The sequence below is a fragment of the Enterococcus sulfureus ATCC 49903 genome, from assembly GCF_000407605.1.
Classification (GTDB): domain Bacteria; phylum Bacillota; class Bacilli; order Lactobacillales; family Enterococcaceae; genus Enterococcus_G; species Enterococcus_G sulfureus.
This window is the reverse complement of the sequence record NZ_ASWO01000001.1, coordinates 667,014-689,120: the sequence shown is the minus strand read 5'-3', so window position 1 is coordinate 689,120 and position 22,107 is coordinate 667,014. Positions and strand designations below refer to the sequence as shown.

The 22,107-nt window shown below is 37.8% G+C and carries 24 protein-coding genes and 1 other annotated feature; of the genes, 16 read left to right on the top strand and 8 right to left on the bottom strand.

The window, feature by feature from the left end; genetic code table 11:
* Positions 1 to 48: 48 nt before the first annotated feature.
* The 4 genes from fni to mvk are packed head-to-tail and all read right to left on the bottom strand — an operon-like array spanning position 49 to position 4,085.
* Positions 49 to 1,089, bottom strand: a complete 1,041-nt coding sequence (gene fni / locus I573_RS03160) for a type 2 isopentenyl-diphosphate Delta-isomerase (protein WP_016185132.1) — start codon at positions 1,087 to 1,089, stop codon at positions 49 to 51.
* The gene (locus I573_RS03155) at positions 1,086 to 2,168 is read right to left on the bottom strand and encodes a phosphomevalonate kinase (protein WP_016185131.1); all 1,083 of its coding nucleotides are present in this window, start codon (positions 2,166 to 2,168) and stop codon (positions 1,086 to 1,088) included. Before I573_RS03155 ends, fni begins: the two co-directional genes overlap by 4 nt.
* On the bottom strand, positions 2,165 to 3,157 hold the full coding sequence (gene mvaD / locus I573_RS03150) for a diphosphomevalonate decarboxylase (RefSeq protein ID WP_016185130.1): 993 nt from the start codon (positions 3,155 to 3,157) through the stop codon (positions 2,165 to 2,167). The genes I573_RS03155 and mvaD overlap by 4 nt, the downstream gene beginning before the upstream one ends.
* On the bottom strand, positions 3,150 to 4,085 hold the full coding sequence (mvk, locus tag I573_RS03145; RefSeq protein ID WP_016185129.1) for a mevalonate kinase: 936 nt from the start codon (positions 4,083 to 4,085) through the stop codon (positions 3,150 to 3,152). Before mvk ends, mvaD begins: the two co-directional genes overlap by 8 nt.
* 207 nt (positions 4,086 to 4,292) lie before the next feature.
* Here mvk and I573_RS03140 point away from each other — a divergent pair, with 207 nt between their 5' ends.
* The 12 genes from I573_RS03140 to I573_RS03085 all read left to right on the top strand — a co-directional run bounded on the left by I573_RS03140 (position 4,293) and on the right by I573_RS03085 (position 12,876).
* Positions 4,293 to 4,928 (top strand): deoxynucleoside kinase, encoded by a 636-nt coding sequence (locus I573_RS03140; RefSeq protein WP_016185128.1) that lies wholly within the window; start codon positions 4,293 to 4,295, stop codon positions 4,926 to 4,928.
* A gap of 245 nt (positions 4,929 to 5,173) precedes the next feature.
* Complete coding sequence (gene nox, locus I573_RS03135) at positions 5,174 to 6,508, top strand: H2O-forming NADH oxidase (RefSeq protein WP_016185127.1); 1,335 nt, start codon at positions 5,174 to 5,176, stop codon at positions 6,506 to 6,508.
* A gap of 261 nt (positions 6,509 to 6,769) precedes the next feature.
* Entirely contained in the window at positions 6,770 to 7,291 is a 522-nt protein-coding gene (gene infC / locus I573_RS03130; RefSeq protein WP_016185126.1) for a translation initiation factor IF-3, read from the top strand.
* Positions 7,292 to 7,352: 61 nt separating this feature from the next.
* On the top strand, positions 7,353 to 7,553 hold the full coding sequence (gene rpmI / locus I573_RS03125; RefSeq protein WP_010742869.1) for a 50S ribosomal protein L35: 201 nt from the start codon (positions 7,353 to 7,355) through the stop codon (positions 7,551 to 7,553).
* 66 nt (positions 7,554 to 7,619) lie between these two features.
* The gene (gene rplT / locus I573_RS03120) at positions 7,620 to 7,979 is read left to right on the top strand and encodes a 50S ribosomal protein L20 (RefSeq protein ID WP_016185125.1); all 360 of its coding nucleotides are present in this window, start codon (positions 7,620 to 7,622) and stop codon (positions 7,977 to 7,979) included.
* A 339-nt stretch (positions 7,980 to 8,318) separates the two neighbouring features.
* A complete protein-coding gene (gene amaP / locus I573_RS03115) occupies positions 8,319 to 8,885 on the top strand; it encodes an alkaline shock response membrane anchor protein AmaP (protein WP_016185124.1) in 567 nt (188 codons plus the stop codon).
* A 13-nt stretch (positions 8,886 to 8,898) separates the two neighbouring features.
* A complete protein-coding gene (locus I573_RS03110; protein WP_016185123.1) occupies positions 8,899 to 9,096 on the top strand; it encodes a DUF2273 domain-containing protein in 198 nt (65 codons plus the stop codon).
* A 27-nt stretch (positions 9,097 to 9,123) separates the two neighbouring features.
* Positions 9,124 to 9,678: an Asp23/Gls24 family envelope stress response protein gene (locus tag I573_RS03105; RefSeq protein WP_016185122.1), complete on the top strand. Its 555-nt coding sequence runs from the start codon at positions 9,124 to 9,126 to the stop codon at positions 9,676 to 9,678.
* Between the two features lie 67 nt (positions 9,679 to 9,745).
* On the top strand, positions 9,746 to 10,195 hold the full coding sequence (locus tag I573_RS03100) for a DUF3290 family protein (protein ID WP_016185121.1): 450 nt from the start codon (positions 9,746 to 9,748) through the stop codon (positions 10,193 to 10,195).
* A 1-nt stretch (position 10,196) separates the two neighbouring features.
* Complete coding sequence (locus I573_RS03095; RefSeq protein WP_016185120.1) at positions 10,197 to 10,832, top strand: DUF421 domain-containing protein; 636 nt, start codon at positions 10,197 to 10,199, stop codon at positions 10,830 to 10,832.
* 162 nt (positions 10,833 to 10,994) lie between these two features.
* Positions 10,995 to 11,876: a cation diffusion facilitator family transporter gene (locus I573_RS03090; RefSeq protein WP_016185119.1), complete on the top strand. Its 882-nt coding sequence runs from the start codon at positions 10,995 to 10,997 to the stop codon at positions 11,874 to 11,876.
* A gap of 151 nt (positions 11,877 to 12,027) precedes the next feature.
* Positions 12,028 to 12,876: an aldo/keto reductase gene (locus tag I573_RS03085; RefSeq protein ID WP_016185118.1), complete on the top strand. Its 849-nt coding sequence runs from the start codon at positions 12,028 to 12,030 to the stop codon at positions 12,874 to 12,876.
* 38 nt (positions 12,877 to 12,914) lie between these two features.
* On the opposite strand, the gene I573_RS03080 is transcribed toward I573_RS03085, so the two are convergent.
* A complete protein-coding gene (locus tag I573_RS03080) occupies positions 12,915 to 13,814 on the bottom strand; it encodes a lactate/malate family dehydrogenase (RefSeq protein ID WP_016185117.1) in 900 nt (299 codons plus the stop codon).
* 152 nt (positions 13,815 to 13,966) lie between these two features.
* Here I573_RS03080 and I573_RS03075 point away from each other — a divergent pair, with 152 nt between their 5' ends.
* Both I573_RS03075 and I573_RS03070 read left to right on the top strand, forming a co-directional pair.
* Positions 13,967 to 15,481 carry a class I adenylate-forming enzyme family protein gene (locus I573_RS03075; RefSeq protein WP_016185116.1) on the top strand — a complete coding sequence of 505 codons (1,515 nt, stop codon included), beginning with the start codon at positions 13,967 to 13,969 and terminating at the stop codon, positions 15,479 to 15,481.
* A gap of 362 nt (positions 15,482 to 15,843) precedes the next feature.
* Entirely contained in the window at positions 15,844 to 16,140 is a 297-nt protein-coding gene (locus I573_RS03070) for a DUF1048 domain-containing protein (protein ID WP_016185115.1), read from the top strand.
* A 91-nt stretch (positions 16,141 to 16,231) separates the two neighbouring features.
* On the opposite strand, the gene I573_RS03065 is transcribed toward I573_RS03070, so the two are convergent.
* The 3 genes from I573_RS03065 to I573_RS03055 form a co-directional block, all read right to left on the bottom strand.
* The gene (locus I573_RS03065; RefSeq protein WP_016185114.1) at positions 16,232 to 16,753 is read right to left on the bottom strand and encodes a hypothetical protein; all 522 of its coding nucleotides are present in this window, start codon (positions 16,751 to 16,753) and stop codon (positions 16,232 to 16,234) included.
* 254 nt (positions 16,754 to 17,007) lie between these two features.
* Positions 17,008 to 18,060: an FUSC family protein gene (locus I573_RS03060; protein ID WP_016185113.1), complete on the bottom strand. Its 1,053-nt coding sequence runs from the start codon at positions 18,058 to 18,060 to the stop codon at positions 17,008 to 17,010.
* 83 nt (positions 18,061 to 18,143) lie between these two features.
* Positions 18,144 to 18,572, bottom strand: coding sequence for an acyl-CoA thioesterase (locus I573_RS03055; protein ID WP_016185112.1), 429 nt, complete (start codon positions 18,570 to 18,572; stop codon positions 18,144 to 18,146).
* Positions 18,573 to 18,694: 122 nt separating this feature from the next.
* Positions 18,695 to 18,910 (top strand) — a binding site (T-box leader).
* A gap of 41 nt (positions 18,911 to 18,951) precedes the next feature.
* Here I573_RS03055 and hisS point away from each other — a divergent pair.
* Entirely contained in the window at positions 18,952 to 20,247 is a 1,296-nt protein-coding gene (gene hisS / locus I573_RS03050; RefSeq protein ID WP_016185111.1) for a histidine--tRNA ligase, read from the top strand.
* Between the two features lie 21 nt (positions 20,248 to 20,268).
* Positions 20,269 to 22,050: an aspartate--tRNA ligase gene (gene aspS, locus I573_RS03045; protein ID WP_016185110.1), complete on the top strand. Its 1,782-nt coding sequence runs from the start codon at positions 20,269 to 20,271 to the stop codon at positions 22,048 to 22,050.
* Positions 22,051 to 22,107: the final 57 nt, after the last annotated feature.

The following is a 22,107-nucleotide window of genomic DNA, read 5'->3' as shown; positions in this document are numbered from 1 at the left end:
ACCTAAAGTAAACCTTAAAAAAACAAGAAAGGAACTATCCTTTCTCGTTTAACGTGTGGCATATGTTTGATAATCGATACCGCGAGCTAGACACCAGTCTTTTAGTGGCCTCCCTATTAATAGAGGAACCGTTGTGGTATGTGCTGTTTTTGTAATACCACTCATCGTATAAAGCATGCGCAATTCATCTTTCATACGTTCAATAAATGCAATCGTATCTTCTACGCCATGAGTGAGTAGTTCATTTAAAATCGTTGCGGAAATTCCCACACTATCTGCACCTAAACAAAGTGCTTTAAAAATATCATAAGCATTTCGGATACCTCCAGAAGCAAGTAATGAAAAATCGTTAGGAACTAAACTGGCTTCTAATAAAGATTCCGCTGTTGTTTGACCGTAATCATCCAGATAGTGAAATTCACGTTTTTTACGACGAGCGTTTTCGATTTGGGTAAAGCTCGTACCGCCGCGGCCAGAGACGTCGATTGCATGTACTCCGCGTTGACGTAGAGCATTTATCGTATCTCTCGTCATGCCAAATCCAACTTCTTTGACAATGATCGGGACAGAAAGTGTCGTAACGATTTCTTCAATTAAGTCTAACCAATGAGAAAAATCGCGATCACCTTCTGGCATAACGAGTTCTTGAGGCGCATTGACATGGATTTGTAAAGCATCTGCCTCAAAAAGATCGACGGCTTGTTTTGCCCGCTCAACGGAAGTTCCTGCTCCAACATTTGCGAACAATAAGCCATTTGGATTGGTTTTTCGCGCAATGGTAAAGGAGTCTTTAACACTTGGATCTTTCAATGCAGCAGAAACAGAACCCGTTGCCATGGCTAGATTCGTCTCTCGCGCAATGAGTGCAAGATCATGATTGATTTGTTTGGTTTTTTCACTTCCGCCCGTCATCGCATTGATGAAGAAAGGAAAAGGGGTAGTAAAAGAAGCCAATGTAGTACTAAGATCGACTTCCTGAACTGCGATTTCAGGAAAAGACTGATGAATCAAGCGAATCGCATCAAAATCTGTTACATGTTTCCCGTGAAATGCTTTAGCTAGTGATACATGTTCGTCTTTTCGATTCATTGCGCGCCTCCTTGGTAGTGGTAAACGTGTAAGGGGAGAGGCGTGATTTCCGCTTTTTCCCATGCGCTCATCAAAGGCAAGATGCCAGTGCGTTGGTCTGCAATCACGATTCCGCAATCTCCTCCACCAGCACCAGAAGATTTAGCAGCTCCCCCACAAGCGATGGCTAGCTCACATAATTCTTTTAATGCAGGTGTTTCGATCATCACTCCAGTAATTTGAGAAAGTTCACCAAGTAGTGCACGATTTTTTAAAATCATTTTTTTGATCATCAAGACATCTTCAGCGACAAACGCATCGATCAATGCTTGAACACATTGTTTACTATCTGCTAAAAACTGTTGATATGCGCGATTTTTTTCTTCTTTGGATTGATTCACCTGATCAACTAAATCAGAAGTAGAAGCAGGGCTTCCAGTCCACCCAATCAATAAACGAAGATTTTTAGGTGTTTTTAACTTAGTGATTGTAAGCTCAGGCCAGTCTTCAAATAAAAGGTGAGACAAAGGCCATTCTTTTTGTTTTTTGATTACCCACTCGTGGTCAAACGTGGAAAAAGCGATCCATCCGCCAAAAGCACTAGCTGCGATGTCTCCGCAAGAACCGTTACCTTGAACAGCTAGATGAGCTAAGGCAGAAATTTTGAAAATCGTCATTTCATCCATTTCTAAATCATAAAAGAAATTCAGTGCTTTCACTGTGGCAACTGTTACAGCACCACTTGAACCTAAACCATACTTACGACCATTTGAATTGTCGAGTTCACTGGTTACTTTCAAATCATAAAAGGCAAGGATCCGACCTTTTTCTGATGCATATTTTTCAGTCAAACGAATGGCTTCTAAAATATAATGGAATGGATTTTCACGATGGTCCAATACAAGCTCGCCGTTGCGTCTAGTCCAACGAATCGGCAAATCACTATATTGTTGAGAATGTATCGTTCCATTTTTACGAGCTGTTTCGATTTTTACGGTAATAAATTGATCCACAGCTACGATTACGGCAGGGTGTCCCGGTTCAACGACCGCGTATTCTCCTGCGATATATAATTTTCCAGGTACTGAGACCTCGATCATAATGTCACTTCCGTTTCTATAGAATGCGCATCTGGACCTGTTAAAGCACAGATGATTTGTTCAGCTGAAAATTCTTGCGTCAATCGTGCGATGATTTGTTGTCGGTCTTGTTTTTTACAAAGGACTTTGACGTTTGGACCAGCATCCATTGTAAAGTAGCACTCTAGACCGTCTTTTCTTAAGCTTTTGACCACTTCCATAGCACGCAAGCTTTCAGGTGACCAATACGTAAAAGGTGGTGTTGCGGCAAGCGTAGTAGCATGCATTTTCAGTGCATTTGCTTCAGTGACTTCCCCTAATTTTGTAAATGATTTTTCAGCAATGGCTTGTTTGATCAGTGTTAGATCTTCTCCAGCTGTATTAACCCAAGCAGGATAAAACGCAGAAGTATCGACAGTTCGTTTCATACCATCACGACTGGACACATCTTTTTGTTTATCATTTAATAAGATAAAGACCATCGCAAGTTCGTCTTCAAAGCGATCGGCTTCTATAGGACGAGCAAAGGAAGAGAGGTCATCTGTTCCTTGTTCCCATTCTACAAAGCCGCCAAAAATACTTCTACAAGCCGAACCTGAGCCACGTCTAGCTAAACGGGAAACTTCTGTTTTGGAAAGATTCAATCTCAATGCTTCATTACAGGCTAGTGCTAAAGCGGCAAGTCCACTAGCAGAAGAAGCTAGTCCAGCAGCTGTTGGCACATGATTGATGCTCTCTACAGTGGCAAATAAAGGTCGATCCATTTTTTCGCGCACTAAATCTAAAAAGCGTGATACCTTAGCGGTCGCTTTTTCATCTTGTAACACGGTATCTAAATAAAAGACATCTTTTGTGTACTGTTCATCAAATGTGACAGTAGTATCCGTAAAAAATGCGTCTAGTGTCAATGATAAACTGTTATTCATTGGTAAAATCAATGCATCATCTTTTTTGCCCCAGTATTTGATCAAGGCAATATTTGTGTATGCACGCGCAGTTCCTTTATGCATGTTGGTAAGCTCCTAATCCTTGTAGCCAAGTTCCTTTTACTCCAGCTTGTTCTAAGATGTGGCAAATAGTCTCAGCTTGTTCTTTAGTTTTTGTTAAGACGATAAAACAACCCCCACGGCCACCACCGGTTAATTTGGCACCTAATGCTCCGTGTTCTTTGGCTAAACGGGTATATCGATTTAGTTCATCATTACTAACACCCAATTTTTCTAGGTCTGATTGGGCTTGATCCATCAAATCTCCTAATGTCTCTGCTTCATTGTGCATAATGGCTTGTTTTGCCTGATTAGTTAATAAGCCAAGATGAGCTGTTATACTTTCTACAAGCTCAGGTTGTAGAGTCGCCAGTTCTGCTACGGAACGCACAGCCGCACGGGTTTGTCCTTTGATTCCGGTATCTGCGACTAATAAAAACGCATCTAGATGCAAAGGAAACGGCATGATAGCTTGATTTTTTTGATAATAAATCGGTTGTGAGCCACTGGTTGCCGCTGCATCGATACCGCTAGGATTTCCATGAGCGATTTGTTCTGAAAAATTGACATAGCGTAACAATGTTTCTTCAGAAAGTGGCAACACTTGCCAATCAAAAAAAGCACGTGTAATCGCGACCGCCACCGCAGCGCTAGAACCCATTCCACGTTCAGAAGGGATCGTGCTTTGGATCGTCAAATGAAATGGTGGTGTATTCAAATCTTGTTGTAATTTTTGAGTTAATTGAGTAATATTGGCTAAATTTTCAGATGTTTGTTTGAGTGCTCCTGTATGATAACTTGAAGTTAAGGTGTTTTCATTTGCTTGTGTGATCATTGCTGTAATCGTGGTTCCTTTAAAGGGAAATGCGATTGCTGGTTTTTGATAAACAACAGCATGTTCACCCATCAAAATAATTTTCCCAGTTGCTTCCCCAGTCCCTACTTCTTTCATGGCTCTCCTCTTTCGTTTCTGTAATATCTGACAGTTCAGGCTTTATTTTACTAGATTATTGTAGATCCGTTAAGTTATCTGGTTACTTTTCTTAAAAAAAATCGATTTCTTAACCTTTTTTTCACGTTTTTTTCATTCTGATCTTCCATGACAAAAAAATGAACTTATTGTATAGTAGTAAAATTGAAAGAATCAAGGAGGAAAAAAATGATTGTTTTAGCAGGTACCATCGGAGCAGGAAAGTCTAGTTTGACTGCTTTACTAGCAGAACATTTTCAAAGTACAGCATTTTATGAACCAGTAGAAGAAAACGAAGTACTGCCTTTATTTTATGAAAATCCAGAAAAATATGCATTTTTATTGCAAATCTATTTTTTAAATAAACGCTTTGCAAGTATCAAAGAAGCACGAAAAGGGGAGAACAATGTATTAGATCGTTCGATTTATGAAGATTCCTTATTGTTTCATTTGAATGCTGACCTAGGACGCACGACCAAAACAGAAGTGGCCGTGTATGATGAATTGCTTGCCAATATGCTAGAAGAATTGCCACTAGCAACTTATCAAAAACGTCCGGATCTTTTGGTTCATATCAAAGTTTCTCTAGATACGATGCTTTCACGCATTAAACAAAGAGGTCGTTCTTATGAACAAATCGAACAAGATCCAAGTTTATACGCTTATTACGAAGAATTAAATCGACGTTACGATCAATGGTTCAATACATATGACGCCAGTCCAAAACTACAAATCGATGGTGATAAATTAGATTTTATCACGGATCAAACAGCACGAGAGCTCGTGATAAAAATGATTGAAGAAAAGCTAAATTGTATTTCTTAATAAAAGGTAAAGGAGCTAAATCTTGATTTAACAAGGTTTTAGCTCTTTTTTTTACTTGTGAATAAAAATGAATAAATTCACAATGAAATATTTTGAAAAAAAGTGAGCAAGTAGTATTTTGCTTTAGCATAAGCTTTCATAAGCATTGCTCTCAGTTTTTTCACTTGTGCAAAAATCTGTGATAGTTCTAGCGTTCACAATCTTTATATACTATGTATGTAAACAACACAAGGGGGAAAAATATTATGACAAAAACAGTGATTGTTGGAGCAAACCATGCAGGTGTTGCGGCTGCGAATACTTTATTAGATAACTTTGAAAACCAAGAAGTGGTCATGATCGACCGTAACACAAACCTAAGCTACCTAAGCTGTGGAACAGCATTATGGGTAGGGCGTCAAATCGATAGCGTAGATGGATTATTCTATACAAATAAAGAAGAATTCTTGCAAAAAGGCGCAACAGTTCACATGGAAACAAGTGTGGAAACAATTGATTTTGATAAAAAAATCGTGTACTGCACGACTTTAAATGGGGAAACGTTTGAAGAATCTTACGATAAATTAATTTTAGCAACTGGTTCAGTACCAATTTCACCAAATGTTCCTGGACGTGACTTGAAAAATATTCGTTTCATGAAAAAATTCCAAGATGGTCAAATGATCGACCAAATTTTAAGTGATGATTCTATCCAAAATATCGCAGTTATTGGAGCTGGATATATCGGAGTTGAAATGGCAGAAGCTGCAAAACGTCGTGGTAAACATGTTTTATTATTTGATGCAGCGACTCGTTCATTGCCAAACTACTATGACAAATGGTTTACAGATAACATGGATGAAAACTTAAAAGAGCACGGAATCGAAATGCATTTAGGTGAATTGGTTCAAGAATATCAAGGAACAGACAAAGTTGAAAAAGTTGTAACAGCAAACGGTAGTTACGATGTCGATATGGTCATCAATGCGATCGGCTTCTTACCTAATAGTGCTATCGGTGGCGACAAATTAGAACGTTTTGCCAATAATGCCTATTTAGTTGATCGTCATCAACGTACGAGCCTACCTGATGTGTATGCTGTAGGGGATTGCGCGACAGTGTATTCAAATGCGATGGAACAAACAGCTTATATCGCACTTGCAACAAATGCAGTACGTTCAGGTATCGTAGCTGGAGAAAATATTGGGGGAGCTGATGTTGAGTCTCCAGGAGTACAAGGATCAAACGGAATCTCAATTTTTGGTTACAACATGGTATCAACAGGGATCTCAGTTGAATCAGCTGCACGCTTTGGTGTAGAAGTCGATTATGTGGATTATGAAGATACTCAAAAACCAGGATTTATGAAAGAAAACGCGACTGTAAAAATCCGTATCGTCTTTGATAAACACACTCGTCGTATCGTTGGAGCACAAATGGGTTCTTACACATCGGATATTTCGATGGCGATCCATATGTTCTCACTAGCAATCGAACAAAAAATGACGATCGACCAATTAAAATTATTAGATCTATTCTTCTTACCACACTTTAACCAACCTTATAACTACATCAATAAAGCGGCTCAAGCTGCAAACTAATATGAGTGTAAGTCCGACGAACTTGTCGGACTTTTTTTATGAAAAAACAAATGAAAATCATTGACTTTGACATAAAATGTTTGTATAATAGTGAGAGTTGAGAAATGAAAGCAGAAGCACCCGCTTCTCGCCTCGTGACGTTGTCGCTGGGCAGATAGTTATCCAATCAATTTGGGTCACGTTGCGGGTTCGTTAAGAACTCGTTTTTTTGTGCCTATTTGTAAGAAAACTCTTTCTTTCTCTCAAAAAACTTGGAGGTGAATGACCATAGCAAAGGATATGATGGTAAACGACGGCATTCGTGCACGTGAGTTACGTTTGATTAGTCAAGACGGAGATCAACTCGGAGTAAAAACGAAAGCAGAAGCGTTGCAAATCGCAGAACAAGCTAACTTAGATGTTGTGTTGGTTGCACCTAATGCAAAACCACCGGTTGCTCGTATTATGGATTATGGGAAATATCGTTTTGAACTACAGAAAAAAGAACGTGAAGCCCGTAAGAAACAAAAAGTCATCAGTGTGAAAGAAGTTCGCTTAAGTCCAACGATCGATGTCAATGATTTTAATACTAAATTACGTAATGCACGCAAGTTCCTTGAAAAAGGGGATAAAGTGAAAGCTTCTATCCGTTTCAAAGGTCGCGCCATTACCCATAAAGAAATTGGTCAGAGAGTCCTAGATCGTCTTGCAGAAGAAACAGCTGATGTTTCAACTGTGGAACAAAAAGCGAAAATGGACGGACGCAGTATGTTCTTAGTACTTGCGCCAAAAAACGACAAGTAAATTCGGCTCTATTAGAGTAAGGTCAGTTAGATAACGAAAGATTTTGAGGAGGAAATTAGTTATGCCAAAACAAAAAACACACCGCGGATTAGCAAAACGCGTAAAACGTACTGGTAACGGTGGATTAAAAAGATTCCGCGCGTTTACAAGTCACCGTTTCCACGGTAAAACAAAGAAACAACGTCGCCAATTGCGTAAAGCTTCAATGGTATCTAAGGGCGATTACAAACGTATCCGTCAACAATTAGCGAGAATGAAATAATTCAACGCAAAATTTTCCAACAGACAAAAATTAAGTATAGAAGATTCAATTAGGAGGAATTAAATAATGGCACGTGTTAAAGGTGGAACAGTATCTCGTAAACGTCGTAAAAAAGTGCTTAAATTAGCAAAAGGATATTACGGTTCAAAACATACCTTGTTCAAGACAGCAAAAGAACAAGTAATGAAATCATATAGCTACGCATACCGCGATCGTCGTCAAAAGAAACGTGACTTCCGTAAATTATGGATTGCACGTATCAACGCAGCTGCTCGTATGAATGGCTTAAGCTACTCTAAATTAATGCACGGTTTGAAATTAGCAGAAATCGATATCAACCGTAAAATGCTAGCTGACCTAGCTGTAAATGATGCAACTGCATTTACTGCTTTAGCTGACCAAGCAAAAAGCGCATTAGCTAAATAATTTAGCAAAAGACCTTATTTCAAAATGAAATAAGGTCTTTTTTTTGAGCAAAAAACTTGCATTTTAATTAAATAACTATATAAAAAAAGGTTAAATGATAGCGTATTCAATAATGAGAAACTTACAATTTTGTATGTGAAATTTTTTTTACTAAATCGTATAGACAAGGATTTAAAACGATATAAAATAAAAAATGACTGTTATATAAGCTTTTGTATCAACGGTTTAAAAATAATTTTCGTTATCTTTTGTGAAAGGCATAGCATATTACTTTTAAAAAAAAACAAATGATGTTACAGTTTTGTTAGGGCATAAATAAACAGAAAGGTGGAGTGGTGAATGGCAAAATGGAAAAAGTTTGTAATTGCAATTATTGGCCTGTTATTGATCACCGTTTTAGCGGATAGCTTTATTCGTTATCAAGCACAAGGACAATTTCAATTTCACTTGCTCGCGCCAAAAGATTATCCAGTAATTGGTGGAATCTTACCAGTCTACTTCTTTTGGATGGCAGCAGTTTTTATGGTTTTAATCTTAGTCGGCATTATCGTTGTGGCATTAATCCCCAAAACTACAACTACGATTCCTTTAAAACAGGACAAAGGAACCTTAACATTATCAAAAAGTGCTATCGACGGTTTGGTTAAAGCAAGTGCAAACGATACCGAATGGCTAAAAAATGCACGTGTAAAAACGAAAATGAAAAAGAAAAAAGTACGTGTTGAAGTAACAGGAACTGTTCGACCAACAGTTGACACTTACGAAAAAGTACAACGATTTAACAAAAAAACAGAAGATGAGATTCATCGTTTTCTAGGAGTAGAGGCGCCAATAGAGATTCATGTAACTTTTAAAGACCTCCAAAAAGATGCACCAAAACGCTCGTCACAACCACGCGTACAATAAGAGGAGGGATATGATGTCTGAGTTGTTCAAACAACATACATTCCCAATAATTGGAGGACTATGTGGCTTAATCTTAGCTATCTTATTTCTTTCGTTGGGATTTTTCAAAACGATTCTCGTCTTATTATTGATTGCGGCGGGAAGTTTCATTGGAATGTATTTACAAAAGAGTGAACTGCTGGAAAAAATCTTTCCAGATAAAAAATACTAAAAATAAAAAAAAGGAAGTGCTTGAAGCATGGAAAACGTAAAAAACAAAGAAATTAAACCAACAACTACACCAACAACAGCTGTTAAAGGCGAATTGACATTTGACGATAAAGTAATCCAAAAAATCGTAGGCATCGCTTTAGAAAACATCGATGGATTATTAGCAGTAGATGGCGGATTTTTCTCAAATATTGCTGAAAAATTAGTCAATACAGATAACGTTACTTCAGGAATCGACGTTGAAGTTGGTAAAAAACAAGTTGCTGTTGATCTAGATATCGTAGCTGAATACGGCAAAGATGTTCAAGATATCTTCAACAAAATCAAAGAAGTTATTGTAAAAGAAGTAAAACATATGACTGGTTTAGAAGTCATTGAAGTAAACGTAGAAGTCGTTGATATCAAATCACAAGAACAATACGAAGAAGATTCAGTAACAGTTCAAGATCGTTTAAGTGACGCTACTGAAAACGTAGGTGACTTTGCTTCAAAACAAACAAAAAAAGTAAAATCATCTTTTAACAATGGAAAAGAAAACGTAAAAGACAGCATTGATGAAGCACGTGAACCACGCGTACAATAATTAAACGTATGAAGAAGCATAGGCATCCTTTGATGCTTATGCTTCTTTTTTGTAGAAAGGAAAAAGGATGACATTTTATACATATGACTATTTAGTCAATCAATCAAACGATACCGTTTGGTTACGTTACGGACTTTTATTTGGGTTATTGTTTATTTTGATGGTTGTCTTTAGTTTATATCTAAGACACCGTTTGACTTCTAAATATCGTGATCTAAGTTTGATCATTTTATTAGTCATTTTGTTAATATCAGGGATCCAGTTTTCAGAATATCAAAAAACACAAACCGAGCATTCTGATTCCACACAAACGGAGAGGGTATTACAAGCTATAGCAAAAGAAAACAAAGTTTCATTGACTGAATTGGCCTTAAATGAGACGCAACTTAATAATGGAAGTTATATTAAAATCAAAGATGAGATCTATCTAGTTGAATATACGAATAACCAAGATGCCTATCAGCTTACAAGAATTTATTTATTCGATCAAAAGATTACGATCAAAGGAGCAAAATAGAATGGAGTTTTATAGTCCGATCATGATCAAACTGGCGTTGGGGATTCTTTGTTTGATCTTACAAATCAATATTATGGGGAAAGGGAATCTAGCTCCAACTTCAGCTTTAGATCAAGTTCAAAATTATGTCTTAGGTGGAATCATTGGAGGGATTATTTACAATGATGACATTACTGTGTTGCAATTTATTTTGGTATTGATCATATGGACATTACTTGTGCTGATCGTAAAATTTTCAAAAGAACACAATCGCTATATCAAGCGTTGGATTGATGGACGCCCGATCACCTTGATTCAAAATGGAAAAGTAAACGTCAAAGAATGTTTAAAAAATGGAATTTCTGCCAATGAATTAATGTTTAAACTACGTTCGAACGGCATCTACGAGATCAACGAAGTAAAAAGTGCCGTATTGGAGCAAAATGGACAATTAACATTGATTCAGTTTGGTGATGAGAATATTCGTTATCCAATCATTGTCGATGGTCAAGCGAATCTAGATGTTTTAGAGTTGATCGATCAAGATGAAGAATGGCTAGAACACCAGTTAAAAGAAAAAGGATTTGAGAAAATCAGTGAAATCTATTTAGGTGAATATTTGGCTGGTGAATTAAAGTTACACCGTTATCAAGAATAGACCGGTTTCAAAAAATTAGGGTTCCCTTAAAGACAAATAAGGTAACAAGATTCGATAAAATGGGAGTCCCAAAATGTTAAGAAATCTCTTATTCTTTAGCTATTGATTTAGAATTTTTGGTATGCTGATTTCCTTGATGAAAATAGAAAGTGAGTGGGTATATTGGGGAATGAAAAACGATATCAAGAACTCAAACAAGCTGAAAAAGGGGCGATCGTAAGTATCTTTGCATACATTATCGTTTCAGCTTTAAAATTGATTATTGGCAATCTAGCACATTCGGAAGCCTTACAAGCAGATGGTTTAAATAATGCGACCGATATCATTGCGTCGATTTCTGTATTGATTGGATTAAGGCTATCACGAAAACCTGCGGATGATGATCATCGGTATGGGCATTGGAAAGCAGAAAATGTGGCAAGCTTAGTCACTTCATTGATCATGATCGCGGTTAGTTTACAAGTATTGTATAGTTCGATGGAGACCATTATTACTGGAAGAGAAGAAACGCCAGATATGGTCGCTGCGATCGTAGGGATCTTTTCTGCTATTTTTATGTATGGTGTCTACCTATACAATAAAAAATTAGCACAACAAGTACGTAGTTCTGGATTAATGGCTGCGGCAAAAGATAATTTAAGTGATGCTTGGACAAGTATTGGAACAGCAATTGCAGTTTTTGCAGCGTCGTTTCACTTTGGTTGGATCGATAGCGTGACTGCAGTAGTTGTTGGATTATTGATTTTAAAAACGGGGATCGATATTTTTCGCGAGAGTGTTTTTTCACTTTCGGATGGATTTGATACAGAATTACTTGTTGAATATAAACAAGAAATTATGCAGATCGAAGGTGTGACTGCAGTTAAAAGTTTAAAAGGTCGCAACTATGGAGCGAATATTTATGTGGATGTCGTGGTATTGATGCCAGCGACGATGAATGTTGTCGAAAGCCATGCCATTGCAGATTTAATTGAAGAACGACTATATGAAAAACATGGTGTATCCGAAATCGATGTCCATGTCGAACCAGATAATCAAGAGTGAGTGGAGTGGAGATGATACTCGAAAATTGGATACACGATCCAATTTTTGAGCACATTACATTCGGCTCACTTTTTTTAAGCAAGTCAGTAGGTGTTAGTTTCATTTTTTGATACACTTATAGATGTAAATAAAAAGTCGAGGAGGATATTTCATGAGTTTAACAACAGCATACACATTAGCAAATGGAGTCAACATTCCTAAAGTTGGTTTTGGTACATGGCAAACACCAGACGGTCAAGTAGCAGTGGATTCGGTTAAGGAAGCCTTAAAAATCGGTTACCGTCATATTGATACTGCACAAGGTTACAAAAATGAAGGCAGTGTTGGTCAAGGAATCAAAGAAAGTGGCGTTGCGCGTTCAGATATCTTTTTAACGACTAAAGTATGGAACAGTAACCATTCATACGATTTAGCTAAAGCATCGATTGAAAATAGCCTAAAAGAATTAGATACGGATTATATCGATCTATTGTTGATTCACTGGCCAAATCCAGTTGAATTTCGTGATCACTGGGAAGAAGCCAATGCTGAAACTTGGAGAGCGATGGAAGAATTTTATGAAGCTGGAAAAATTAAAGCGTTAGGTGTTAGTAATTTCAGACCCCATCATTTAGATGCATTATTAAAAAATGCTAAAGTAAAACCTGTTGTGAACCAAATCTTTTTAGCACCGGGTGAATTGATGGAAGAAACAGTTGCTTATTGTAAAGAGCACGATATTTTACTTGAAGCATATAGCCCATTAGGAACTGGTAAAATTTTTGAAGTAAAAGAAATGCAAGAATTAGCTGAAAAATACGGTAAAACGATTGCGCAGATTGCACTACGTTGGTCATTACAACATGACTTTTTACCATTACCAAAATCCGTAACACCAAGTCGTATTTTAGAAAATAGCGAAATCTTTGATTTTGAGTTATCCAATGAAGATATGGCGATCATTGATGGCTTAGACGGAGTAGTTGGAAAAGCGAAAAATCCTGACGAAGCTGAATTTTAATTAAAAAGGGGTGTGACAGAAATCTGTCATACCCCTTTTTAAATATGTGTAGCCATCTCTTTGATCCAAGTAACGGATCGTTGATAGGCTTGTTTTTCTTTTTCGTTTAAGGGAATTTCGAACGTTTCGATAATTCCGGTACAATTCAAAGCTGCATATTGTCCAATATAAATCTCATCATAAAGACTATAAGCTGAGATAGGGAAAAATACTGTTTTGGATGTTGTTAAATGGCTAATCAATTGATCTGCTTGGTTGGCAATTCCAAATGAAGTATAGCCTTTACCAGTAAAAGTGGTTTCACCAATCATTAAAGCCGTATGGGCGAGTCTTTCTAAATCTATCTTACCAAAATCTAACTGAGGATTAATGGATTTGACATAGTCCCAAGGAACAAATTGAGTGGCGCCATGTTCACCTAAGACAAGTGCACGAATCGTGTTAGGAGCAACCTCAAATGCTAGACTTAAGGCATGTTGTAAACGGGCTGTATCTAATGAAGTTCCTGTTCCGATCACACGTTTTGGATCAAAGCTTGTGAGTTTTTGCATATAATGTGTAATCACATCACAAGGATTTGTGATCACCAATAGAATTCCTTTAAAGTGATATTCGACTAAATGAGCTGCCCATTCTTTGGCGGCTTTTTTTGTGAATTCTAACTCGTCAAAGCGGCTACCGGAACCATTCAATAAGGCAATATTTCCAATGGAAAAAACGACGATATCTAATTGAGCCAATTCATATTTTTCTCCAATATGAATAGTAGCTGTAGTATTTTGTCCAATTTGAGCACAAATTAAATCCTGTTGTTCAGCAAGACAACGTTCTGGTTTTTGATCAAATAAATATAAGTCCGTGACATGATGACGCTCAATTAATGTATGGGCAAGTGTACTGCCGACGTTTCCCACACCAATAATCCCAATTTTGCTCATCCAATCCCTCCAATGCTTTTTCTTATTGTCACGTGAAATCAGCTAAAAGTCAACTTTACTCAAACTTTGCTAGATTTTTCACAATTATTTCGTTACAATAACGAGGAAGTCTTTATCGTGTTACAACTAAAATGAAAAGAGGAATGAGACAAATGATACCGTTTACGCATGAACCTTTGAATTTATTTACGAACTATTCTCAAGCAGCACAACATTTTCCTGAAAGTGCGATTGTACTCGATGAACCACTACGCGCTTTTCCTGAACTACACACCACAACTACTTATCAGGCAAGTTTAGAAAGTATTGAACAACGAGCGTATCAATTGGCCGCTTTAGGTGTGAAAAAAGGGGATGCGATTTTAATTTATAAAAGCCCTCGTTTTGATACGTACCTTCTTGCCGTAGCCGCTTCTTATCTTGGAGCAGTTCCTGCAATGATTTCGTATCATTTACCGCAAAGTACGATTGAAGTATTTTTAGAACGTTTAGAAAATCCATTTATTTTATATGATGAAGAAACGGCTATTCGAATCGATCCAATTCAGTACGATACAGCCAAAAAAATCTCAGTCGAACGTTTATTAGCTACATCAAGTAAACCAGTTCCACAAGAGCAGTTAGCAGTAGATGAGATCTCCTATATGACTCATACATCTGGGACAACAGGGATCCCTAAACTGATTTGTCACTCCGCAAACTCAATGGGATGGCGAACAGTTTGGCAAAAAACAGTTATGCAGAAAATGGAGGGGCGAAGAATCGTGGCGTTCCATATTTCGCCTGTACATTCGCGTTTTAATATTGGGATTTCTTCACTGATGGCACTAGGATTTCCTATGTTACCAATCGCCAATCCAAAGTTAGAAAATGTAGCACGTATGTTAAATGCATATCATCCAATGGCGTTAGAGACGCATCCAAATCATTTTGTACAATGGACTCGCTTAGCAAAAGAACAGCCGGAATTATTTACAAAAACACGGTATTATCACTCAACTTTTGATGCGATCAACAATCAAACAATGGTCGCTTTTTTAGAAGCTAGCCAAACACAAAATCCGATTTTTTTACAAGTTTATGGTCAAAGTGAATGTGGACCGATGATCTTAAAAGCACATCAGTTAGATACATTGTCTTCGTCAAATGCTCGTGACATGGGAGTTGGATTAGAACAATTGACGCAAGCGCGTATTTGTGACGAAAAAGGCAATGAATTACCGCGGAACACAGATGGGCATATCCAGTTTTTATCTAAAGGACGTGCATTGACGTATTATAAAGAAGATGAACGCTTCCAGAAGACAGTCTTTGATAAATGGTGGGATAGTGGAGATTATGGCTGTATGGATGAAGATGGCCATCTTTATTTAAAAGATCGTCAAGTGGATTTGATCGAAGATGTGAATAGTACACTAGCAATCGAAGATTATTTACTAGATCATTTACCATTTTTGGCTGAAGTCGTATTAGTTCGAGGAAAAGAAGGAAAAGCACAGCCTGTTTTAGCTTTAATTGAAGGTGAAAAGATGAATGAAGAACAATGGTTTGCAGCAGTTAGCGATCTTCCACAACTTCATCATCCAGTTGTAATGACGTGGGATGAAATTCCGCGCACTGCGACGATGAAAGTCCAACGTTTACAGTTAGAAAAAGAGTTTAACTAAGCAAAAAAGGTCACTTTATGACGTTAAAGTGATCTTTTTTTATGTCTCTTTTTTGATAAAAAACGGAGAATTTAGTTATTAAATAAGAAAGATATAAGGACAGAACAAAAGGAGAACATATGTTACGAAATATTATCTATTTTATGTATTTAATGTTATGATATTAAAGAACGGATGTTAGTTTATAAATTCATTAGCCTGTCGTGTGGTGCATCTATAAAGGACACATGCGCATAGGAAAAGTAACCTTTTCCTTCCAGTTAGGAGGGGTGCGATGATCAAAAATGAAATAGGATAGAAGGGGCGGCTTAGATTTTATTTTTGATGGTGTACAGTGTTGCACTGAGTTAGGAGGAACCATTATGGATCCTTATCATAAGTTTACAATTAATACTAATGAACAAAAACTACATTTGTTCGACGAACGCGCTCAGTTTTTATCAGATGCTTATGCAAATGAGTGGATAGAAACGAAGCGCGTCATCAACCATTATGTGGATGCATCTTCACACAAAAAAGTTCTGATTTTGGAAGAAATTTTGCACTTATTTGAGCGTAGTGATGCGAAACATTTGGATTTGGTCGCGGTTGTAGAGAATGATCTACGTGAATTAGTCGAACGAATCGCAACAAAATATGTTGAAAAATTGTACGATTAATCGCGGTTCTTGCAATCGAATAAAGGCCATGAGCCTTAAGAAAGCCACCTGTTTCGTATGAAACAGATGGCTTTTTTAAGTTATATGATTCCTATTTAGGCCGATAGTTAGCCACAAATTCATGAAAGCTCAACACATTTAACGTCGTGTGCTCATCTAATGGAGCGACGACTTCTTTTTCATCAAAAAAATCACCTTTGACATCTTTGACTTGTGGATATATTTTAATGGCTTTTTTCGGTCGGGCTATAATGACTAAACCACGCATGCGTTTTTTTGCAAATTCATCAGAAGTAATGACATCAAATGAATCCGTAAACGAGACCCAGTGATTATCAAATTGGATCTCTGAACGAGTATCTGGACGATGTGTTTGATAATTTTGATAGTCTAGTTTAAATTGTTCAAGATCATCATAATCTTCTTTTTGTGGCTCTTTTTCATTCGTTGTATGGACTCGAAATAATACTTGTTGATCAGCCAAGAGATGATTTGGATCCTTTTGTTTTAATTGGTGATGAAATTGTTCCCATTTTTTATCTGAATCTGCAAGATCAGTACGTGCTTCGCCACCGATCTTATGCATGATCCATTCTTCAACGAATTCTTTCATAGTGTCCTCTTTCTAACAACAGATTATGTTCCTCTTATGAGTGTAGCATATTGTGTAGAAAAATAATTTTGTAACAAATGTTTTAAAAAAATGGGGGTGTGACAGAATTCTGTCACACCCCCTAAAAAATGAACGGTGTTCCAAAAGTAGCTCCTAAGGAAACAAGCCGAATAATTACCGAAATAGATGATCCTATTACCGGAATTATTCGGCTTGTTTCTTGGAGCTGATCACTTCTGTTACAGCCTCGTTTTTTAGTCGCCTTCTTTTTCAAGTGTTTGATGAAGATGGAACTCTTTATTATAAAATTCGATACCGACTGTAAAAATCCAACCAGCTAAAACACCTACGACACTGCCGATTACGATCCCGATCATTCGATCTGTTAGTAGCGTATTGCTATATTGCTGACGAGAAAGAGTAGTCAGCATCAAGGCCATGGGTGTAGTAAAAAAAGTTGCGACAGCATAATTTTTCATGATCAAATATTCTACGACCATAAAAAACAATGGAATCATCATCAACATCGCGACACTGTTTAAATGGATATTAAAGATAAATGCTGTAATCAATAAGCCGACAATAGTCCCTAAGATCCGCTGTACGTGGCGATGCGCCATTGCCCGCAGATTATCACCCATTAGAATCGCTGCACACGACACTACAAGCCAATACGCATTGTTAAAGTGTAGTCCTTGAGAAAGGTAAGTCGCAAAAAACAATGTCCCGCTGTAAAAAATCGCATCTAGAATCGATCCTGGATCTTGATGCAAACGTTCTTTAAAGGTTAATTTTTCAAGCGCAGTTGGTTTTTCCTTTTCTGTCAGACTCACGAGTAAGCTCGCAACAATTGAAACAACTGCTCCAACTAAGAAATAACTACTCAACGGTACGACCGAAGCGATAGGGACTTGCATACTAGCTCCCATCGTAATGATCATAATTGCAAAAAATGGACCAGGTTTACTGATTCCATGTAGGCGGAATAAAAAGCGGCCTAAAAATGCAAAAATCGCGACGATAATTGGTGATACCCATTGAAGCTGATGACTAAGCATCCCTGTTAATAAACAAAGATAGAGATAAATACTGACAATGACGAGACGTTGGACAAGCTGACTTTTAGGAATATTTTGATAATAGGCAAAAATAAAAATCCCTAATGAGCCAAAACTTGCAATATACATGTTTCCAGAAAAATAACCCGCAAGTAGAATCATCAAAACACAAAAACCAGCGATGAGGACTCTAATCGGGTTAGTTTTAATCGGCTGGAACCGAAAGATTTCTTTAATATAAGATACCATAGATTATATTTCACTCCTTATTTAATAAGCTTAGCATAAAATAAAGAGTGAGAGAAATTTAAAATCTATGATTTAGCGTTTTATCATTTTTCACCAAATTGTTCAATAAAACGAGCGTGGAACTCAGGATACGAACGTTTGAGTGAAAGTGGGCGCTGACGCACTTGGTCTAGAAAACAATGACTACTAGTTCCTGTGGTCACTAATTTTTTTGTCTGTTCATTTATGATTTCATAACGAAATTGGAATCGCGTTCCGGTATATTGTTCGACGTATACTTGGATCGTCAGTTGATCACCATAATGGACCATGCCTTTATATTGACAGGAAACATCGAGTACCGGAATAATGATGCCTGCTTCTTCAATCGTATGGTACGGTAAATCCATAAAGTCTAGTAGGTCTGCTCGAGCTTCTTCAAACCAACGAATATAGTTTGAATGATGGACGATACCCATTTGATCGGTTTCATAATAATGTGGCTTACGTTGATAGCCTAAATAATTTGTCATCTGTGACACTCCTTTACTTTGCTCTCTTAGTGTACGGATTTGCTTTGAAAATAGCAACTATCGTTCATGAAAATCTGCTTGACTTTTTTTCAGAAGTACAGTAGGGTATACGTAATATCAATCAAAAATCGCTGAAGGAACAAGTACCTATATTTTTCTTTACAAAGAGAGAACTACCGTGGCTGCAAGTAGTTCAAGAAGATGTAGCGAATAGACATTCTGGAGATGAGTGGAAGAAAAGCCATATCCGTGTACGAGCGTTAATCGTTTGAAGGAAAAGAGCAAGCTCTTTTCAAATTTAGGTGGTACCGCGTGTCGAAAATTGACTCGCCCTTGTGTAAAAACAAGGGCGTTTTTTTTATTTTTAGGAGGAAAATACATGAATTATCAACGTCCGAAAGGAACCAATGATATTTTACCTACAGATTCGCCAAAATGGCAATTTGTAGAAGAAACAGCTCGTTTGCTATTTGGGGACTATCAGTTTTCAGAGATCCGTACGCCAATGTTTGAACACATCGAAGTGATCTCAAGAAGTGTAGGGGATACTTCTGATATCGTGACCAAAGAAATGTATGATTTTCATGATAAAGGAGATCGTCATATCACATTGCGCCCAGAAGGAACAGCACCGATCGTTCGTTCATTTATCGAAAATAAATTATATGGACCAGAATTTCCTAAGCCGTATAAAGTCTATTACATGGGACCAATGTTTCGTTATGAGCGTCCTCAAAAAGGCCGCTTACGTCAATTCCATCAAATCGGTGTTGAAGTCTTTGGCTCTAAAAATCCAGCCACAGATGTTGAAACCATGGCGATGGCATTAGACTTTTTTGATCAACTAGGGATCAAAGGACTGCGTTTAGTGATCAATTCACTAGGCGATCAAGAAACACGTCAAGCTTATCGTCAGGCATTGATCGATTACTTAGTTCCGTTTGAAGAAGAATTAAGTGCCGATTCAAAACGTCGTTTACATGAAAATCCATTACGTGTATTAGATAGTAAAGACAAGAAAGATAAAGTGATCGTGGCAGATGCGCCACAGATCTTAGATTATTTATCAGAAGAAGCGCGGCATCATTTTGAGCAAGTGACGGCAATGCTAGATGCACTAGAGATTAAGTATGAGATCGATAGCAATATGGTTCGTGGATTAGATTACTATACCCATACGATTTTTGAGATTATGTGTGATTCAAAAACGTTAGGCACACAATCAACCGTTTGTGCGGGTGGTCGTTATGATAACTTGATCGAAGAGTTTGGTGGAGAACCTACGCCTGGTTTTGGTTTTGGGATGGGTGTTGAACGTGTCCTTATGATCTTAGATGCAGAAGGCGCAGCGATTCCAACTGTGGATACCATTGATGCATACGTCGTGCATTTAGGCGAAGAGACGAATATCGAAGCGTTGAAGGTTGTCCAAGCGATTCGTCAGGCAGGATATTCAGCTGATCGTGATTATATGGGGCGAAAAGCCAAAGCGCAGTTCAAGAGTGCCGATAAAGCGAAAGCAAAACTGGTGTTGACGCTAGGTGAGTCTGAACTTGAAGCAGGCGTTATTAAAGTAAAAAATATGGCAACACGTACCGAAGTCGAGTATGCATTAGAAACCGTGTATACCGATTTCAATCAAATTTTTGACGAAATGAGTCAATCAGCAGAATAGACAAGGAAAAGAGGAGTACTTATGGCAAAACGAACGGTTTATTGTGGGTTAGTAGATGAAAGTTATTTAGAACAACGTGTCACGTTAAAAGGTTGGGTACAAAAACGTCGTGACTTAGGTGGAGTAGTCTTTTTAGATTTACGCGATCGTGAAGGAATCGTGCAAGTTGTCTTCAATCCTGAAACATCAAAAGAAGCATTGGCGATTGCCGATAGTTGTCGTAGTGAATATGTGATCGAAGTCTCAGGTATGGTTATCAAACGTAGTGATGCAGCAATCAATCCTAAGATGAAGACGGGTGAATTTGAAGTTTTAGCAGATAAAATCGAGATTTTGAGCAAAGCGAAAACACCACCATTTACAATTGAAGATGATCAACAAGTTAGTGATGAAGTACGTATGAAGTATCGTTATTTAGATTTACGTCGTCCGAAAATGGCACAAAATATGTTGTTACGTACGAAAACGACTCGTGCGATTCGTCGCTATTTAGATGACAATGATTTTCTAGATATCGAAACGCCTTATCTAGCGAAATCAACGCCAGAAGGAGCACGTGATTACTTGGTACCAAGTCGTGTGCATCCAGGTCATTTTTATGCCTTACCACAATCACCACAGATTTTTAAACAGTTATTAATGGCTGCTGGGATGGATCGTTATTACCAAATCGTTCGTTGTTTCCGTGACGAAGATCTACGTGGCGATCGTCAACCAGAATTTACTCAAGTCGATATCGAGACAACATTCTTAACAGCTGAAGAGATCCAAACCTATACTGAGGGATTGATCCAAGCAGTTATGAAAGAAGTCAAAGGGATCGAAATCACAGAAGCTTTCCCTCGTATGACCTGGCAAGAAGCGATGGACCGTTTTGGTAGCGATAAACCAGATACACGTTTTGCGATGGAATTGATTGATCTATCGGAAACTGTAAAAGACGTGGAATTTAAAGTGTTCCAAATGGCATTAGAACAAGGTGGTGTCGTAAAAGCCTTGAATGCAAAAGGGGCAGCAAGCCGTTATTCACGTAAAGATATGGATCAATTAGGTCAATATGTAGGACAATTTGGAGCAAAAGGATTAGCGTGGGTCAAAGTAGAAGAAGATGGTCTAAAAGGGCCAATCGCTAAATTCTTAGTCGATGCTACAGACGATATCGTAGCTGCAACAAATGCTGAAGTTGGTGACTTGTTATTATTTGGTGCGGATTCATTTGAAGTAGTATCAGCGGCTTTAGGAGCCTTACGTAATCGTTTAGGTGCAGAGCTTGAGTTGATCGATCAAACAGCCTTTAACTTCTTATGGGTTGTGGATTGGCCTCAATTTGAATACGATGCAGAAGCGGGACGCTTTGTATCGGCGCATCATCCATTCACAATGCCAAAAGCTTCAGATGTTGAAAAATTAGCTACTGATCCGCAAAGTGTGCATGCTGAAGCATATGATATCGTGTTAAATGGTTACGAATTAGGTGGAGGATCATTGCGTATCCATACACGTGAAGTACAAGAGCAAATGTTTAAAACATTAGGCTTTGCACCACGTGAAATGCAAGAACAATTTGGATTCTTATTGGACGCTTTAGATTATGGATTCCCACCACATGGCGGAATCGCCTTAGGATTAGACCGTTTTGCGATGTTACTTGCAGGTGAAGATAACATTCGTGAAGTCATCGCGTTCCCTAAAAATGGTCGTGCGATCGATCCAATGTCACAAGCTCCAAGTTCGGTCTCACCATTACAATTGTATGAATTAAACTTAGATATTACAGCAGAATTAGACGAAACAGACGAATAAATAAATAACGAGTGATTACTTAAAAAGAAAGCCAAGGTTTTTCTTAAAAAAGTGATC

Bases quoted from the DNA above. Each gene is read 5' to 3' on its own strand.
- fni (WP_016185132.1), bottom strand. From the start codon at position 1,089: ATGAATCGAAAAGACGAACATGTATCACTAGCTAAAGCATTTCACGGG.
- I573_RS03155 (WP_016185131.1), bottom strand. From the start codon at position 2,168: ATGATCGAGGTCTCAGTACCTGGAAAATTATATATCGCAGGAGAATAC.
- mvaD (WP_016185130.1), bottom strand. From the start codon at position 3,157: ATGCATAAAGGAACTGCGCGTGCATACACAAATATTGCCTTGATCAAA.
- mvk (WP_016185129.1), bottom strand. From the start codon at position 4,085: ATGAAAGAAGTAGGGACTGGGGAAGCAACTGGGAAAATTATTTTGATG.
- I573_RS03140 (WP_016185128.1), top strand. From the start codon at position 4,293: ATGATTGTTTTAGCAGGTACCATCGGAGCAGGAAAGTCTAGTTTGACT.
- nox (WP_016185127.1), top strand. From the start codon at position 5,174: ATGACAAAAACAGTGATTGTTGGAGCAAACCATGCAGGTGTTGCGGCT.
- infC (WP_016185126.1), top strand. From the start codon at position 6,770: ATGACCATAGCAAAGGATATGATGGTAAACGACGGCATTCGTGCACGT.
- rpmI (WP_010742869.1), top strand. From the start codon at position 7,353: ATGCCAAAACAAAAAACACACCGCGGATTAGCAAAACGCGTAAAACGT.
- rplT (WP_016185125.1), top strand. From the start codon at position 7,620: ATGGCACGTGTTAAAGGTGGAACAGTATCTCGTAAACGTCGTAAAAAA.
- amaP (WP_016185124.1), top strand. From the start codon at position 8,319: ATGGCAAAATGGAAAAAGTTTGTAATTGCAATTATTGGCCTGTTATTG.
- I573_RS03110 (WP_016185123.1), top strand. From the start codon at position 8,899: ATGTCTGAGTTGTTCAAACAACATACATTCCCAATAATTGGAGGACTA.
- I573_RS03105 (WP_016185122.1), top strand. From the start codon at position 9,124: ATGGAAAACGTAAAAAACAAAGAAATTAAACCAACAACTACACCAACA.
- I573_RS03100 (WP_016185121.1), top strand. From the start codon at position 9,746: ATGACATTTTATACATATGACTATTTAGTCAATCAATCAAACGATACC.
- I573_RS03095 (WP_016185120.1), top strand. From the start codon at position 10,197: ATGGAGTTTTATAGTCCGATCATGATCAAACTGGCGTTGGGGATTCTT.
- I573_RS03085 (WP_016185118.1), top strand. From the start codon at position 12,028: ATGAGTTTAACAACAGCATACACATTAGCAAATGGAGTCAACATTCCT.
- I573_RS03080 (WP_016185117.1), bottom strand. From the start codon at position 13,814: ATGAGCAAAATTGGGATTATTGGTGTGGGAAACGTCGGCAGTACACTT.
- I573_RS03075 (WP_016185116.1), top strand. From the start codon at position 13,967: ATGATACCGTTTACGCATGAACCTTTGAATTTATTTACGAACTATTCT.
- I573_RS03070 (WP_016185115.1), top strand. From the start codon at position 15,844: ATGGATCCTTATCATAAGTTTACAATTAATACTAATGAACAAAAACTA.
- I573_RS03065 (WP_016185114.1), bottom strand. From the start codon at position 16,753: ATGAAAGAATTCGTTGAAGAATGGATCATGCATAAGATCGGTGGCGAA.
- I573_RS03060 (WP_016185113.1), bottom strand. From the start codon at position 18,060: ATGGTATCTTATATTAAAGAAATCTTTCGGTTCCAGCCGATTAAAACT.
- I573_RS03055 (WP_016185112.1), bottom strand. From the start codon at position 18,572: ATGACAAATTATTTAGGCTATCAACGTAAGCCACATTATTATGAAACC.
- hisS (WP_016185111.1), top strand. From the start codon at position 18,952: ATGAATTATCAACGTCCGAAAGGAACCAATGATATTTTACCTACAGAT.
- aspS (WP_016185110.1), top strand. From the start codon at position 20,269: ATGGCAAAACGAACGGTTTATTGTGGGTTAGTAGATGAAAGTTATTTA.